Here is a 15,125-nt window from a genome sequence, read left to right on the forward strand (position 1 = left end):
AAACATGGCCCTGACGTACCCACTCGACGAGCAAGCCCGGAAAATTCTAGACGCCTCTCACAACGACCCCTTCAGTTACCTGGGACCGCACGTCTCTCCCGACGGAAAAGTCACGGTCCGCTCCCTCCAACCCCAGGCCCATACTCTGAGCGTGGTGCTCAAAGCCACCGGAGAAACCTTCGTCGGGGATCTGTTGCATCCCAACGGATTGTTCGAGGTGGCCCTGCCCTCGAAATGCTGGGGCCAGCCGTACGAGCTGGTCTGGCACACGCAGGATGGCAAGGTGCACCGCCAGGCGGACCCCTATTCCTTTGGCCTCTGCCTGGGGGAGCAGGACATGCACTACTTCCGCGAGGGCAAGCACTGGCACCTCTATGAGGTGCTGGGGGCGCACCGCCGGACGTTCAACGGGATCGAAGGCGTTCTCTTTGCCGTGTGGGCACCGAACGCGAAGCGGGTCAGTGTCGTGGGTGATTTCAATGGCTGGGACGGTCGGGTGAACCCCATGCGTTGCCGGGTGGAATCGGGCATCTGGGAGCTTTTCATCCCTGGGCTGGCCAGTCTGGTGCACTACAAGTTTGAGCTCATCGGGGAGAACGGAGCCCTGTTTAACAAGAGCGACCCCTTTGCCTTCTTCTCCCAGCATGGGCCGCAGACGGCCTCGCTCACGTGGGACTTCCATCACTATCGGTGGAGCGATGACGCCTGGATGAGCCAGCGCAAGGAGCGCAGTCTCTACCGCACTGCCATGAGCATCTACGAGGTGCACCTGGGCTCCTGGCGCAGACGGGAAGGGGGGCGGATGCTCACCTACCGTGAGCTGGCCGATGAACTGATCCCGTATGTGAAGGATCTAGGGTTCACCCACATTGAGCTCATGCCAGTGAGCGAGTTCCCCTTTGACGGATCATGGGGCTATCAGGTGGGCGGGTATTTCGCTCCCACCAGTCGCCACGGGAATCCGGATGAGTTCCGGGAGTTTGTGGATCGCTGTCACCAAGCTGGGTTGGGGGTGATTGTGGACTGGGTACCGGCGCACTTCCCCAAGGATGCCCATGGTCTGGCCCGCTTCGACGGGACGTCGCTCTATGAGCATTCCGACCCCCGCCAGGGCGAGCACATGGACTGGGGCACGCTGATCTTCAACTTTGGTCGCAATGAGGTGCGGAATTTCCTCATCGCCAATGCCCTTTTCTGGCTGGAGATGTACCACATCGACGGGATCCGTGTTGATGCCGTCGCCTCCATGATCTACCTGGACTACTCCCGCGAGCCGGGCCAGTGGGTGCCCAACCGCTACGGCGGCCGGGAGAACTTGGAAGCCATCGAGTTCATGCGGGAACTGAACTATCAGTGCTATTCCCGCTTCCCCGGCATCGCCATGATCGCCGAGGAAAGCACCGCATGGGGCGGCGTGTCCCGGCCGGTGAGCACGGGTGGCCTAGGATTCGGCTTCAAATGGAACATGGGGTGGATGAACGACACCCTGCGCTACATGGAAAAAGAGCCGGTGCACCGCAAGCACCACCACGGGGAGGCCACCTTCTCCATGCTCTATGCCTATGATGAGAACTTCATCCTGGTGCTGAGCCACGATGAGGTGGTGCATGGCAAGAAGTCGCTTCTAGACAAGATGCCGGGGGATCGCTGGCAGAAGTTTGCCAACCTGAGAATGTTCTATGCCTGGATGTGGATGCACCCCGGGAAGAAGCTCCTGTTCATGGGCTGCGAGATCGGCCAGTGGCGAGAGTGGAACTACCAGCAGTCACTGGACTGGGAGGTGCTCTTCGGGGAGGAACACCGTGGACTACAGTCCATGGTGCGGGATCTGAACCACCTGTACACGAATGAGAAGGCGCTGCACAGTCGTGACCATGAGGCCGGCGGCTTCTGGTGGCTGGAGCCCAATGACTATGAGAACAGTCTCTTCGCCTTTGGCCGCAAGGATCCAGAAGGTCGCACCTGCTATGTGCTGGTGAATGCCACGCCGGTGCCGCGTCCCAGCTATCGCATGGGGGTGGAAGAGGGAGGCTACTATCGGGAGCTTCTTAACTCCGATGCCGTCAACTACGGCGGGTCTGGGGTGGGAAATGCTGCCGGGGTGCAGGCACAGCCTACCCCCTGGCAGGGCCAGCCCTGGTCGGTGGAGGTCACGGTCCCGCCATTGGGAACGGTGGTGTTGCAACGGGCCTAAACGCAGACGGTTACCCAGCCGGGACACTGGCATTGGCTCCCCCCTCGCTTTCGAGGGGGGAAGGCCGTGTCCCGGAAATGAGGTACATTCTTGCTTTTGAGGAGTGATTGCCCCATCCTCAGAAAAAATTATCAGAGGAAAGCTGCCATGAGTTTGCCGCAGATTGCAGGTCTTGAGTTGCAGGATTTGATTGGGAAGGGGAGCTGCGGAGCGGTTTACCGGGCAGTGACGGGAGACAACCGGACCACCGCCGCGGTGAAGGTCTTCAGCAGCATGGCGATCAATCGCAAGCTGCTTGGCATCGCCATGCGGGGACTCCAGCAAATGCCGGAGCATCCGGGGTTACTCCCGGTCACAGCGTTCGATTTTGACAGCAGCCCCTACTTCGTGGCCACGCCGCTGGTGGGCTTTACCACCGAGGATGGCAAAGGCCGACGGACGTGGGAGACGCCTACGCTGGAAAGCTGCTGTGGCAACGTGGGTCCGGACGAAGCCTGGCGCTACATCTATGAGGTGTGCGACTCCATGGCATGGCTGCACAAGCACAACCTGGTGCATTGCAATCTGAAGCCCCGGAATGTGCTGCTGGAGGATGACCCTGCCAGCGCCACGAAGATCACCGACATCGTGCAGGGGTGGATTGGGGGCGTGCATCATTTTGAGGCTACGGACCACTTCATGTATGTGCCGCCGGAGCAGGCGGAGCATCCTGATGCTCTGGCGACCCAGGGCACGGCTTGGGACGTCTATGCTTTCGGCGTGGTCGCCTACAGGCTGCTCACGGGGCGATTTCCGCGTGCGGAGGAAGAGTATGAACGCCAGCGCAAGCGCCACACGGGTGACCGTGGGGGTATGCCAGCTACTTTTGACAACCCGGCCATCATGTCGGCCGTGCGCGGTCAGCCCGAGATTGGCTGGCCTACGAAGACCCGCTCCAAGTGGGATGAGAGACGTCGGCAGGTGATCGAGCGCTGCCTGGCCCTGGATCCACGCCATCGCTGGCCGGATCTGCGAGAGGTGATGCGGGAGTTCGAGCGACTGGAGGCGGACTACCTGCTGGAAGATGCCCGGGGCAAAATCGATGTGGAACGTCGCCGCCAGATCCGGCGGCTGGTATTGCTTCGGTCCACGTCCATCGTTCTCGCCGCCGCATTCCTGGTCGCCGCTGTTTACGGCACCATCTACGGCTTCGCAGCCACTCGAAGAGCGAAGAAGGCGGAAACGGCCAATGTGCAGAAGGATTCCCAGCACGAAGTGACCTTGGCGGATCTGCAGTCGCAGGTGGGCAATCTTGCTCGCGAAGTGGCGGCCGCCAAGGCAGCGAAAATCAAGTCTGAGGCGTCGCTGGACATGTCTCATGCAGCGGTGGACCAGTTCCTCACGCTGCTGTTGCAGACGCCGACGGGGCTCGGATTGCAGGCTGAGATTTCCACCAAGCAGGTCAATGAGGCGCTGTCCTTCTACGAGCAGGAGCGTGAGCGTCTCAAGGAGGATCCTGAGCGGTTGCCAGAGCGCGCCCGGAACTACTTCAATACGGCGCAGCTCCTTCTGCGCAAAAATCAACGTCTAGAGGCGGCGAACTGGATGGAAGAGGCTCAGCTGGCCCTCGCGACCGTGCTCAAAAACGAGCCGGATCACAAGGACAAGGTGAGGCTGGAGACGATGCTGGGCCGCACCTGCCGCTGGCTCGGCTTGCTGAAGGCGGAGGAGGGGCACCGCAGTGATGCCTTGGTGCTCTATCAACAGGCAGTAACCTTCCTGACGCCGGCGGTGGAGGCGAATCCGACGGATCGCAACACGCGCTTTGAATGTGCCTCTGCCTGGTATGAGCTGGGCAAGCGGGCCCGTCGCGATGGCGAGGGGGCCGTGTCAGTGCATGCGCTCGGCAAAGTGCCGACCTTGCTGAACCCCAAGCTCGTGGGCGAGGAACTCTCGGCGGAGGAGCAGTTCCTGCTTTCCCGCAGCCAGATCGAGCGGGCGCTTTCCCTGCGGGATGAAGGCAAGCTTGATGACGCGATGCGTTCCCTCTTCGACTCCATGGAGGTGATGGTGAAGCTGGTGGAGCGATCCAAGCCCAACAACCAGGAGCAGGCGCTGACCCTGGCGGAATCGTACATCGAGTTCGGGGAAATAGTCGCCGGGAAGCTTGGCAACACGGATGCCAAAGATGCCCAGTCAGAGGCCCAATCCATCTTGATCGAGCTGGTCCGCGTTCATCCCCAGTGGGCGGATGCTCGTTTCCTGCTGGCCCGCAATTACGGAGACCTCGCCGCACTGGAGCGCGACATGGGGAATGCTACCGAGGCGCGTCGTAAGCAGGACATGGCGGTGAAGACCATGGAGGATCTCAGCAAGGACAATCCGGACAACACCCGCTTCCTCACGGAGCTGGCGCGCCAGCAGGGGATGAGTGCCCAGTTGATCTGCGATCTGGGCAAGCCCAAGGACGCCATTCCAGTGGCCAATCAAGCGATTGACCGGCTCTCCAGCCTCTTGAAAGAGGGCGGTCCTCATCTGGATGAGATGGATCGCAAGAGCTGCGGCGTGTTGCTGGCTCAGCTGTATGGCATTCTCGGCCACAGCGGTGAAGTGGCCAAGGACTCCAAGCTGGCCAAGGTGTATTTCACCAAAGCCTCTGAGCAATGGGCTGCGCTGCAGACCCGGCACGGCACGGACGAAACGATCGAGGCAGGGCTTTCCTGGAGCAAGGAGAGGTTGGGGAAGATCAAGTGAGTTGAGGAGCCCGCAAGCGGGCGGTTGAAACTCCCGCAAGCGGGATGGTTGATGGGACGGCGGGGTGAGTGATGAGAAGCTCGTAGCTGCGTTCGTGAGAACGCGGTCAGGGGAGGGTGCAACCCACGAAGGACTTCGCTTACACTCAAGACGTTGCATGCCATGGCGCACCCTTCCGCACCCTGACGAGTGCAGCCACTTATTCCCTCTACGCTCCCGCCAAAGGGCACTCGTGGCTGCGTTCGTGAGAACGCGGTGAGGGGAGGATGAGGCTGCAGGTATGAGAGATGTGTAGTCAGCCAATGGACGATTCCGCATTCTCACGAATGCAGCTACGAGCCTCCTTGCGAGCTGCTGGGTGCGCTCAAGGACGGTACTCGACGACCGTGTGGTCTTCTCCCGAAAGCTCTTCGTTGATTATTTCCTCTATGATCGACCAATCTCCTCCAGCGAGTCCCGCTCCGATGAGGGGATAGCCGATGCGCTGACCCTGGTAGCTGTTTTTGACCGCCCGCATGGCCGAGCGGATCGCGTTGTAGTCAGCCTTGACCCCCGTGCCAAGCCAATGAAACTGGGTGTAGGCGTTGACCATTGTAAGCTTGATGCCGCCACGGTTCACGGAAGCTTGAGAAATCGTTCCCAGCTTTTCACGGTCGCCCTTCTTGGTCTGACAATCGGCTTCGTAAGCCTCTGGGAAGAGGGATTTGATCGACTTGGCAATACCGGCACCCATGGTGCACTGGCAGTTGCAGCCGTGGACGATGACATCGAATTCTCCTGACAGGGCGAGTTTCAAGAGATCACCTTGTATCTTCTTCATGACTCCGTGTGAGGTTGCAAAGGTCAACTACCCCTCCAGTGCCCCCAATCCACCCTGCAGGATCCACTCTTTCACCGTGGGCAGTTGATCTAACACCGGCTCCGCAGCCGTGCCAAAAGGGGCCTGGTTCACGGAGTCAATCGCAATGAAGCCATCTCTGATGTTCAGCGTCACCAGACCGTCGAGAAGCTGATGGTAGAGGTCGGGGTGGGCGGCGAGGGTGGCTTTGCTGACGTCCATTTCATCGGGATACATGGAGAGTCCGCGGAAATAGTGGTGCCCGTTGCGCTCGACATGGCTGATGCCCAGCAGGGCCTGCATGGCGAGGTCCTGGGTGAGGGGAATGGGGCCGACATTGGCGAGATCTTCGCCTGAAAGGATGAAATCGCGCTCCGGGTGCGCTGCCCGGAATGCGTGGATAGTGGCGGCATTGGTCAGCCCCTTGAGGATGCCCTTGCAGTTCTTGTGGCTGCCGCCGGAGTACCCGAGTTCCAGGGCAGTCGTGAGGGCACCTGATTCGCCGTCGCTCTCGTCAATGATGAGTCGAGGTGCCTCTGGCCAGTTGCGGAAGGCGGTGGCAAGATCTGGATTCAACGCAGCGTCGCGATGCAGAGGTTGCTCGATCCACAGCACATGCGGCATGAAATCCTTCAGTTCGGGGGTTTTGGTAAGCGCCTCGAACCACTCCCGAAATGCGGCCAGGTCGCGGAAGTTCTCGTTGCCGTCCAGGGTGGCGGAAAAGTCGGGTGACGCGTGTTGGCGGATGACCGATGCCACAGAGGCCAGGCGGTGGCGGTCCGCCTCCAGATTGCCGCTCAACTTGATCTTGAAATAACGCAAGCCATAGGCGCGGATGCAGTCGTCGAGGGTGTGGGGCAGACCATCGCTGACTTCTTCGCTGGGTGGGACGTCGGCGGTGGTGAGGGGATCGGCCAGACCCACGGTGTGGCGCAGCGCGATCTGACTGACAGGGGGAACGGCCAGGAAGGGCGGGATCTCTTCGTCTGCGAGGGAAGGATGCAACTCGCTCCAGCGGATGCCGAGGGCAGGGCCGCGCAAGACTGTATGCAGAGGCTGTTGCCAGGCTCGGCAGAGCGCATCCAAAAGGGCTCGTTCCACCAGGCTGATGCCGAGATTCCAAAGCAGAGGCGGATAATCGTGCCGGGAGGCCCAGAGTTTCTGCTCCGCGGCCAGTTGCCGGACCAACGGGTACCAGGTGACGGGCTCCCGGCCATGGAGGGTGGCGAGGCGGACAGCGTTCTGGATGACTGCCAGCATACCGGCCACTTCCAGCTCATTGGGGGTGCTGGGGTCTTTCGTGAACCACTTGGGCGGCAGTCCCTCACTGGTCCGTCCGATGACGGATTGACCGTTGACCTCCAGCTCTACCGTTACGAACAGATGCGGCAGGGCGACCAGGGAGGCGATGCCGTACCGGAAGGGAAATCGGGTGCGCATGGGCAGCACGCGCAGATCGATGCGATTGACTCGAAACGGGCAGGGGGCGGAAGTCATGAAGGGGCCGCAGTATGGCTGAAAATGGCGCTGTGTGCGTGAAAAACCAAAGTTCCTGGCGAATCGGATTGGGAACGTCGTATCATGGGGGAGCGACATCTTCACGCACGCTCATCCCGCCATGCCTGAGACTCCGCCTCCGTTCCCTCCTGGTCGCGACACTCGCCACGATGCCACCATTGAGAAAGTGGTGCGGAGCGAGGACGAAATCGACAAGAAACTGGCTGGTAAAAAAGCCCTCCATGCTCTGCTGGAGCATGGTCGGCTGATGCTACAAATGGTGGGGGACTATTTCTCTGGTCGCTACCGTGAAGTCCCCTATTGGGCCATTGGTGCGGCGGCTCTGGCGCTCTTCTATGTACTGACCCCGGTGGACATGATCCCCGATTTGATTCCCGGGCTGGGATATCTAGATGACGCCACGGTGCTGGCTTTCTGCCTGAAGCTCATCGAGACGGAACTGGACAAGTACCGGGAGTGGCGCAAGACGCGTGAGGTGGACGTGGAGGTCACCAAGGGTTGACAAAGGTCTTCGCGCTGAGGGCAAAATCACGAAAGCTGGCGCAGAATTGAGACGTACAATTGTAGTCGTGACCACGGTCGCGACGTGGTATGCTTTCGGGTGGGGTGAGTCCGCACCTGTAGGCTGCTGACGGTATGCTTTCTGCTGCTCGCAGGAGGTACACTCACAGCGGCGGCAGCCACGTAGTTTCGCCCTCATAATGAAAGTTTTCCGTCGCCATCCCCGCTCTATTTCCCGTGCCGGTCTCGTGATCCTGCTCTCAGGAAGCTGTGCCGTTGTTGCCTCCGCCCAGCAGCCGAGAGGCAAGGAGGAGTATGACAAAAAGATCCTCCCGATGCTGACGGAGTATTGCTACGACTGCCATGGCGATGGCATGGACAAGGGGAACTTTGCTCTGGACAAGAACACGGACTACTCCGCCATTCTGGGCGACCGCAAACTCTGGGACAGCGTGCGCGAGCATGTGACCACCCACGTGATGCCCCCAGAAAACAAGCCGATGCCGACGAATGAGGTTCGGGATCAGCTGATCAGCTGGATCGACGATCAAGTCTTCTGGGTGGATCCCGCCAAGCCTGACCCGGGCCACGTGACCCTCCGCCGTCTGAACCGGGTGGAGTACAACAACACCGTTCGCGATGTCTTTGGCGTGGAATCCCGCCCCGCCAGTTCCTTCCCCCCGGATGATACGGGGTACGGGTATGACAACATCGGCGATGTGCTGAGTCTCTCGCCCTTGTTGATGGAGAAGTACATGAAGGCCGCCCGGAAGGTGGCGGACGAGGCCGTCTGGCTGAAGCCACCCGGCGTGTACAAAGAGGAGCGCTCAGGTGATGGCCTGAAGGTGACCGAAGGGCAGGGCGGTGAGCTGAACGGTGCCACGGCCCTCTTCACCAATGGCAAGATCACAACCCGGGTAAATGTGAAGGAGGAGGGCGTGTATCGCCTGATCCTCAATGTCTCCGCCACGCAGAGTGGTCCAGAGAAGGCGAAGTTTGCCGTGAAGGTGGATGGCAACGACGTCCGCGAGGGCGAAGTGACGGCGGAGTATCACGCCGACAAGCCGGACGAGAACTGGCAGCGCGTCAGCCTGGATGTGCCGGTGAAGAAAGGGGACTGCAAGATCACGGTCGCGTTCCTCAATGACTATGGCGATCCGAGCGCGCCTGAAGAGCATCGTCGGGACCGGAATCTGCTGGTGCAGAATGTGGTACTGCAGGGGCCGATCAAGTTCCGTGGCCAATGGCAGTCCAAGTTTGTGAACTGGCTGGTGGATGGCAAGGGGCTGGCCGCACCGCAGATGGTGCTGGAGGCGAATGCCTTCGAATCCAGCCTGCCGGTGAATGACTTCTATGATGATGGATTGATGATGATCGCCTCCGGAAGCATGGAGCGCGAGATCAACATCCCGTTCGAAGGCGAGTACCGCATCATGGTGGTGGCCAGTGCGGATCAGGTGGGGGGAGAAGGAGCCAAGTTCACCGTGCGACTGGGGGACAAAGATCTGGCCACCAAGGAAGTCACGGCCAAGACCGGCGTGCAGCAGACGATCAGCTTCAAGACACCGCTGACACCTGGGCTTCGTCCGTTGCGTGTGAGCTTCATCAATGATTCCTACAGCAAGGAAACGGGCGACCGGAATCTCACGGTGCACCGGGTGATCGTGCAGGGCCCGCTGAACAACCAGCCGGTGAACATGCTGAGCGATGAGGAGATCCCCAAATGGACTGCCAAGATGGGGCTGAAGATCTTCCGCCGTCCTCTCGATCCGGTGGATCTGGAGAAGCTGGTGGGCTTGGCCCAAATGGCCTCCAAAGACGGGGCGGATCTGGAGGAGACCCTGAGTGTGGTCACAGAGGCCATGCTGTGTTCGCCCAAGTTCCTGTTCCGCGGTGGTGCTGAGCCTGAAGGCAAGGTGGAGAACGAGGCTGTGCTAGTGGATGAGTTCACCCTGGCCTCGCGCTTGTCTTATTTCCTCTGGTCCAGTGCGCCCGATGATGAGTTGCTGCGCCTCGCCTCAGCGGGTGAATTGCGGAAGAATCTGCGCGCTCAGGTGACGCGGATGATCGGTGACTGGAAAGGTTGGGCCATGGCGGAGAACTTCGCTGGTCAGTGGCTGCGTCTGCGCGACGTGGAGCTCGTGGCGCCCAACCGACGCCTGTTCCCTGAGTTTGAAGGTCGTCTGGCCTATGACATGAAGACGGAGTCGCTCATGTTCTTTGATCACATCTACCGGGGCAACCGGAGCGTGCTGGAGTTTCTAGACAGCGACTACTCGTTCATGAACGAGAATCTGGCCAAGTTCTACGGGATCAAAGAGGACGTGAAGGGCAAACAGTTCCGTAAGGTGTCCCTGGAAGGCACCCCACGAGGCGGCATCCTCACGCAGGCGGGTGTGCTGACGCTGACCTCGCACCCGAACCGCACCTCTCCGGTGAAGCGCGGTCAGTTCATTCTGGAGAACATCCTCGGAACCCCACCGCCTCCGGCCCCGCAGAACGTGCCGGCGTTTGGCGAAGATCGCGGTGCCAAGGTGACGGGCACCCTGCGTCAGCGTTTTGAAGCGCACCGCTCCAACCCGGCCTGTGCAAGCTGCCACGCTTTCCTTGATCCCATGGGCTTCGCCCTGGAGAACTACGACGCCATCGGCCGCTGGCGCGATACAGACAACAAGCAGCCGATCGATGCCACGGGCAAACTGCTCACCGGCCAGGCCTTCAACGGTGCGGGGGAACTGCGCAAAGTGCTGGTGGCGAACAAGAAGAACGACTTCACCCGCTGCCTCGTGGAGAATCTCTTGATCTACTCCCTCGGTCGCGGTCTGGATTACCCGGACAAGTACTTCGTGAAACAGCTCACCAAGCAGGCTGAAGAACGCGGCTACAAGTTCCAGGACATCGTCGTGGCGGTGGTGGAAAGCGTGCCGTTTCAGAAGATGCGGGCGACTGAAGCGGGGAAGACTGTAAATCGGTAATTCAGTAATTCAGTAATTCAGTAATTCAGTAGGACGGTAAATCAGTGGAACATGCGGGGGCGGATTGTGCCTTGAGTACACCGCCGGGAATTGGGTGGAGTTCAGGAGGTTTCGCGATGGATTCACACACCTATAAGAAAGCAGATGTCTTCGCCTACGTGGGGATGGGAGTTTATTCTCTCATCAATCTTTTGTGGATCATTTGGGCGCTTTCGGGCGCGGGCTTTGGCATTTTTGACACCGCAGGTTTTATTGGGCTGCTTGTGCCTGTGCTGGGGCTTTTCTGCTTGATCGTGTCCCAATGCGCTTCCCGAGAGAATCGTCTTTCGGCGTTCGCAAATGTGCTCGCGCTGATGGTGATGTTGGGTTGGTTCCTGGCGGTATGGAGTATTGTGGCAGAGGCTTCTGCAGCGGTGTAGTCAGGGCCGACGCACGGATTGTTGCTCCGGATGGCAGTCGCTGTGGCTGGTAGATCAGGCAGATAAAAGTCCGATTCCCGCTTGAAGATTTGCCCGAAACTTGGCATTTTGTTCTTTAGAGTGTCTGAGCGGCTTCCTTGGAAATCGCGGAGTGCCCGGCTCAGAAAAAGTCAGCGGGAAGGCATGGCACCAAGAAAGCGATCACTCATGGGTTACTTCTCGTATTTGGCTGAACAGTCGTTTAAGACTGATGAAGAAGGCCGACGCGTCTTTTACCAAGGTGGACCTTGGTCGAGACCCTATTTGGTTCCCGACTCCGAGACGGAAGTGATGCTCAAGCGAAGGCAGACTTTGCTGCTGAGATATACTTTGGGGCCGTTCATCTTGGGGCAGGCCATCTTGTTTGCCTTTTTGCCGGCAACAAACTTTCCTCCTGTTGTCTTCCTGGGCTACTTCGTGGCGGTCATGGTGCTGTTCGGTCTGGCAGGGTGGTTAGCCCATCGTCGGTTGGTTTCAGGGCTCCAGAGTGTGGAGCGCCGCTTGTCACTTAGAAGATTCTATCAGAGCATGGCAGATCGACATTCCACTGGCGGACTGGCGCTCGGACTGATAGCGAGTGTGCTGTTCGTTGTGGGTGGCTACTGGATGACCAGTAGCCACAGTTTTTCGGGGACCGGTTCCCGCCACCTCATTGGCTGGATATGCATGATCCTCTTTTCCCTGTCTGCTGTGGCGTGGGGGTATGCACTGACATTGAAGCTGAGGGCAAGGTGATCATTCTCGAATCGAAACATGGACGGATGGAACTGAGGCATTGACCGCTATGAATCCTACGCATGAACAGATAGCTGAAGCCCTGCCATGGCCCTGAAAGTCATCAAAAGTTTTTACGGAGTGGCGCTAGGCGGCTTCGTGGACACCTACGAGACGCAGACTAACTTTGACGCCGAGACCTCGTTAAATATTATCGTTCAACAGTTCGAGCCAAAATCAGTAGGTCATGATTGTGCAGGGGGCATGGGTATTGGAGTTATCGAAGTGGCGAGAAGTGGTCTTTTACCTGCGCCCGAACCTAGTTAGATCTGAGGATCGATACCGATTTCCGATTTCCGATATCTGTGCGTCTGTGGCCAAGCGGGCTGCGGAGCAGGTCTGAGAAGATTGCTCGAGCGCTAACCTCCGATGTTTGATCCCGCGCAGCGAAGATCGAAAGCTCCTCCCAGTCGGTCAGGTTTGAGAGCACTCCTAAGAACCTGTTTGGATAAAAACATCCGGGTGTGGCAGGTTCAATTAAGGGAATGAGATAAAAGCGGCTTCGCCGAGCCTGAGAACTGCCCCCTCCGGGTTGCGGTCCTTTTGAGCCTGGACTGCGTTGCTCATCGGTTGTGAATCTCGATTCACGCCCTCTTCGCGCCTTGTCCAGACTCAAAATGCCTCGCAACACACCCAGCGTTTTTATCCAAACAGGTTCTAAAGAGGGGTGGGTCTACGGGCTCCGTGATGAGTTTGGGAGCGATGTTCGCTGGTTCAGCGTCCATGTGGGGTTGGCAGTCGGCGGGTTCGGTTTGCCGTTGATTGCGTTCTAGCATGGGCGAAAGAATGCGCAGGCAATTACAGCTCGAGCTATTGCATGCTAATCGAAAAACCTGCGCCCTTTCCTGCATTTTTGCAGAACAACCCCCGCAGATTGGATCTTTTCCTGCGCGCCAAACTCCTCCAGATTGGAAATAGACTGCAAAGATGCAGGCTATAGTAGGGTTGATTTTTTCTGCGTTCTTGTGGACTATTGTGCGTTCGGCAGAATCAAACCATGAGAATTTCAGCCTTAGCATTTAGCGGAGTCGCCTTCGCTGCCGCCTCGGTTTACCTTGGCGTCGTACTAGGATTGCGAGGTGGGTGGTCTTTGTCCGAACCGAATACGGATTATGCCCTGATTCGAGGTGGCGCTAGTGGACTCTGCTTGTTGGCCGTCATCGTGGTGTTCAGCCACTTAACCAATCAGAAGCTGATATTAATTTGCTCTGCTTGGGCTTTAATATCGTTCCTGATCTTCTATTTTTATGTCACCACATCGTCAGTCGTATAGAATACCTCAAGTCGAACAGGGCGGTTGATGCAACTCTGCTGCGCTCCGTGCCTCATCTTAGATGTTCGCCCAAGAATCCAACCCGATGAAAATTGAACCGCCGCCACACACCGAGCCGTCGGAGGACGGTTATGAGACGCTTGGCTGGTATCAGCCGGGGGAGGCATTCAAGTTGCTGAAGCGCTTTGATGACGAAGGGGTCTATGCGCAGATTGACCGATCGACCGGCAGCGACGATGCCTCCGCCGTCTGGGGCGATATCGGGCGTGGGTTTGGCATCGCCTCGCAGATTCTCATCTCCATCCATAGTTCCTGCCGGGAACAGGCGCTCCGCATTCACCGCGACTTGTTTGGCGATGATCTTGCTTCCACCGAGCCCGGGGAGTTTGTCGAGGAGACGGGAACTGACGAATGAATCTCCATGACTCAATGGCGAACAAGATGGGTGCAGGCAACAGCTCGTATGGCATCTGTCGTGTCGGCGACGCGCCATGCTCGCCGTCGCCTGATCCGAGACGTTAGGTCGCATTACGCTCCATGACCCCGTACTGGAAACGTTTCTTGGTGAGCACCGGCATTGTCGTGGCGGTTTTCGTGCCTGCAATGATTCGCACCGACCCGACGGCAATCATCGGTGGACCTTGGTTCGGTGTCGCTGTCACGATGGAGAGCTTTCGGATGTTTCCCAATTTAGACCTCAGCACTCCAACTTAGTCAGTGGTCTTGGTGCTTTTGACTGCGGCAGTGCTTTCGATTGCGTCACGCTGGAAAGCAGCTACTGTCCTCACCATATTGTTTTTTCTCGTGAATGCGTTCTTCCTATACGCCTTTCTGAGCGCAGATCTTGGTCACGCATGAGCCCCCGTCTAACCATGCGCTGCAGCGAACCCCGCCATCGCGCTCTGGTTGCAATCCACGCCTCCCGCGGGACGGGGCGCTGAGCTTGGGTCGATAGGCGTTGTTCGCGCATGAGTGTTCCAGACGACATTCTCCTTTTTAGTGGCTTTGCTTTGGCGCATGCCGCCTACAGCATTTGTGATGCTCCGGAGGCGCGGTTTCTCATTCCGCTATTCATGGCAGAGCATCAGGGCAAGCGCGGAGTTCGACGTTTTGAGGCGGATACGCAGGAGGAGGCTATCACCACCGCCAAGCGTCATATCGAGGCGGTTGATGGCACGCTCGACCTGTGGACGTTTTCCCGCGAGGGTTCGATGGTTACTGCAGACGGTAGTCGCACTGATGTTCTCTCACTTGATGCCTCATCTGCTGTATTCTCTCGCCGCCTCGGAGTCGTTCAGCAGTTTCGTTCAGCGTTCCATCCTGAGGGGTTTGCACTTTTGGGCGTGCCCATCGTCACTCTTGATGGAGAAGAGTTATCTGATGAGCGTCAAACGGAGTGTTTCCGTATTCTTGACCAAGGATTTGCGATGCACCCAGCCGCCGAAACGGTTCGGAGGATTGGCGCATGAGTAATTTGACCACAAAGCCTAACCAGAGCGCTGCAGCGAACCGCCGCCCCGCTGGACGGTTGGATGATTCTGGTGATTTTGTTCGCGACTTTTACAGCCGATTGGGCGTTTCCTGCGGCGGTCGCTTGGCTTGGTCGTTCGTCCAACCAACTGCGTCACCCATCGTGAATCACATGGTAACTCCATTGTTGCTCGGAGGATTCTTGGCGTGGTGTGTCTCGCTCGCATTTCGTGATCGCTCTTGGGCCTTCATCCTTTGGTTTCCATTTTCCGCCAGCTCTCTTATCGCCACGTTCGCATGGCTGGGGCTATTACCTCAGCTCGGCAACTCTGGAGGCGATTAGAGGCTTGTGAGCGAGCTATATGCACCACGGGAGACGTGAAGCCATGGG

11 protein-coding genes are annotated in these 15,125 nt (G+C 58.5%); 9 read left to right on the plus strand and 2 right to left on the minus strand.

The window, feature by feature from the left end; all coding sequences use genetic code 11:
* The first annotated feature begins 4 nt into the window (after positions 1–4).
* Together glgB and BV034_RS13345 are read left to right on the plus strand one after the other, a co-directional pair.
* Positions 5–2,194 (plus strand): 1,4-alpha-glucan branching protein GlgB, encoded by a 2,190-nt coding sequence (gene glgB / locus BV034_RS13340; protein ID WP_050027503.1) that lies wholly within the window; start codon positions 5–7, stop codon positions 2,192–2,194.
* Between the two features lie 147 nt (positions 2,195–2,341).
* Positions 2,342–4,927, plus strand: coding sequence for a protein kinase (locus BV034_RS13345; protein WP_050027504.1), 2,586 nt, complete (start codon positions 2,342–2,344; stop codon positions 4,925–4,927).
* Between the two features lie 364 nt (positions 4,928–5,291).
* On the opposite strand, the gene BV034_RS13350 is transcribed toward BV034_RS13345, so the two are convergent.
* Positions 5,292–5,747: a macro domain-containing protein gene (locus BV034_RS13350; protein ID WP_050027505.1), complete on the minus strand. Its 456-nt coding sequence runs from the start codon at positions 5,745–5,747 to the stop codon at positions 5,292–5,294.
* Between the two features lie 27 nt (positions 5,748–5,774).
* Positions 5,775–7,262 carry a hypothetical protein gene (locus BV034_RS13355; RefSeq protein WP_050027506.1) on the minus strand — a complete coding sequence of 496 codons (1,488 nt, stop codon included), beginning with the start codon at positions 7,260–7,262 and terminating at the stop codon, positions 5,775–5,777.
* Positions 7,263–7,383: 121 nt separating this feature from the next.
* Between BV034_RS13355 and BV034_RS13360 the strand changes: the two genes are divergently transcribed.
* From BV034_RS13360 to BV034_RS13390, 7 genes are all read left to right on the plus strand, one after another.
* A complete protein-coding gene (locus BV034_RS13360; protein WP_050027507.1) occupies positions 7,384–7,785 on the plus strand; it encodes a YkvA family protein in 402 nt (133 codons plus the stop codon).
* Positions 7,786–7,984: 199 nt separating this feature from the next.
* Positions 7,985–10,759 carry a DUF1592 domain-containing protein gene (locus tag BV034_RS13365; protein WP_050027508.1) on the plus strand — a complete coding sequence of 925 codons (2,775 nt, stop codon included), beginning with the start codon at positions 7,985–7,987 and terminating at the stop codon, positions 10,757–10,759.
* Positions 10,760–10,875: 116 nt separating this feature from the next.
* Positions 10,876–11,178 carry a hypothetical protein gene (locus BV034_RS13370; protein ID WP_050027509.1) on the plus strand — a complete coding sequence of 101 codons (303 nt, stop codon included), beginning with the start codon at positions 10,876–10,878 and terminating at the stop codon, positions 11,176–11,178.
* A 207-nt stretch (positions 11,179–11,385) separates the two neighbouring features.
* Entirely contained in the window at positions 11,386–11,952 is a 567-nt protein-coding gene (locus tag BV034_RS13375; protein ID WP_265592963.1) for a hypothetical protein, read from the plus strand.
* An 87-nt stretch (positions 11,953–12,039) separates the two neighbouring features.
* On the plus strand, positions 12,040–12,258 hold the full coding sequence (locus BV034_RS13380; protein ID WP_050027511.1) for a hypothetical protein: 219 nt from the start codon (positions 12,040–12,042) through the stop codon (positions 12,256–12,258).
* A gap of 1,091 nt (positions 12,259–13,349) precedes the next feature.
* Entirely contained in the window at positions 13,350–13,679 is a 330-nt protein-coding gene (locus BV034_RS13385; protein ID WP_265592964.1) for a hypothetical protein, read from the plus strand.
* Between the two features lie 553 nt (positions 13,680–14,232).
* On the plus strand, positions 14,233–14,733 hold the full coding sequence (locus tag BV034_RS13390; protein WP_050027513.1) for a hypothetical protein: 501 nt from the start codon (positions 14,233–14,235) through the stop codon (positions 14,731–14,733).
* The last annotated feature ends 392 nt before the right edge of the window (positions 14,734–15,125 follow it).

The sequence above is a fragment of the Verrucomicrobium sp. BvORR034 genome (assembly GCF_000739635.1).
Taxonomy (GTDB): Bacteria; Verrucomicrobiota; Verrucomicrobiia; order Verrucomicrobiales; family Verrucomicrobiaceae; genus Verrucomicrobium.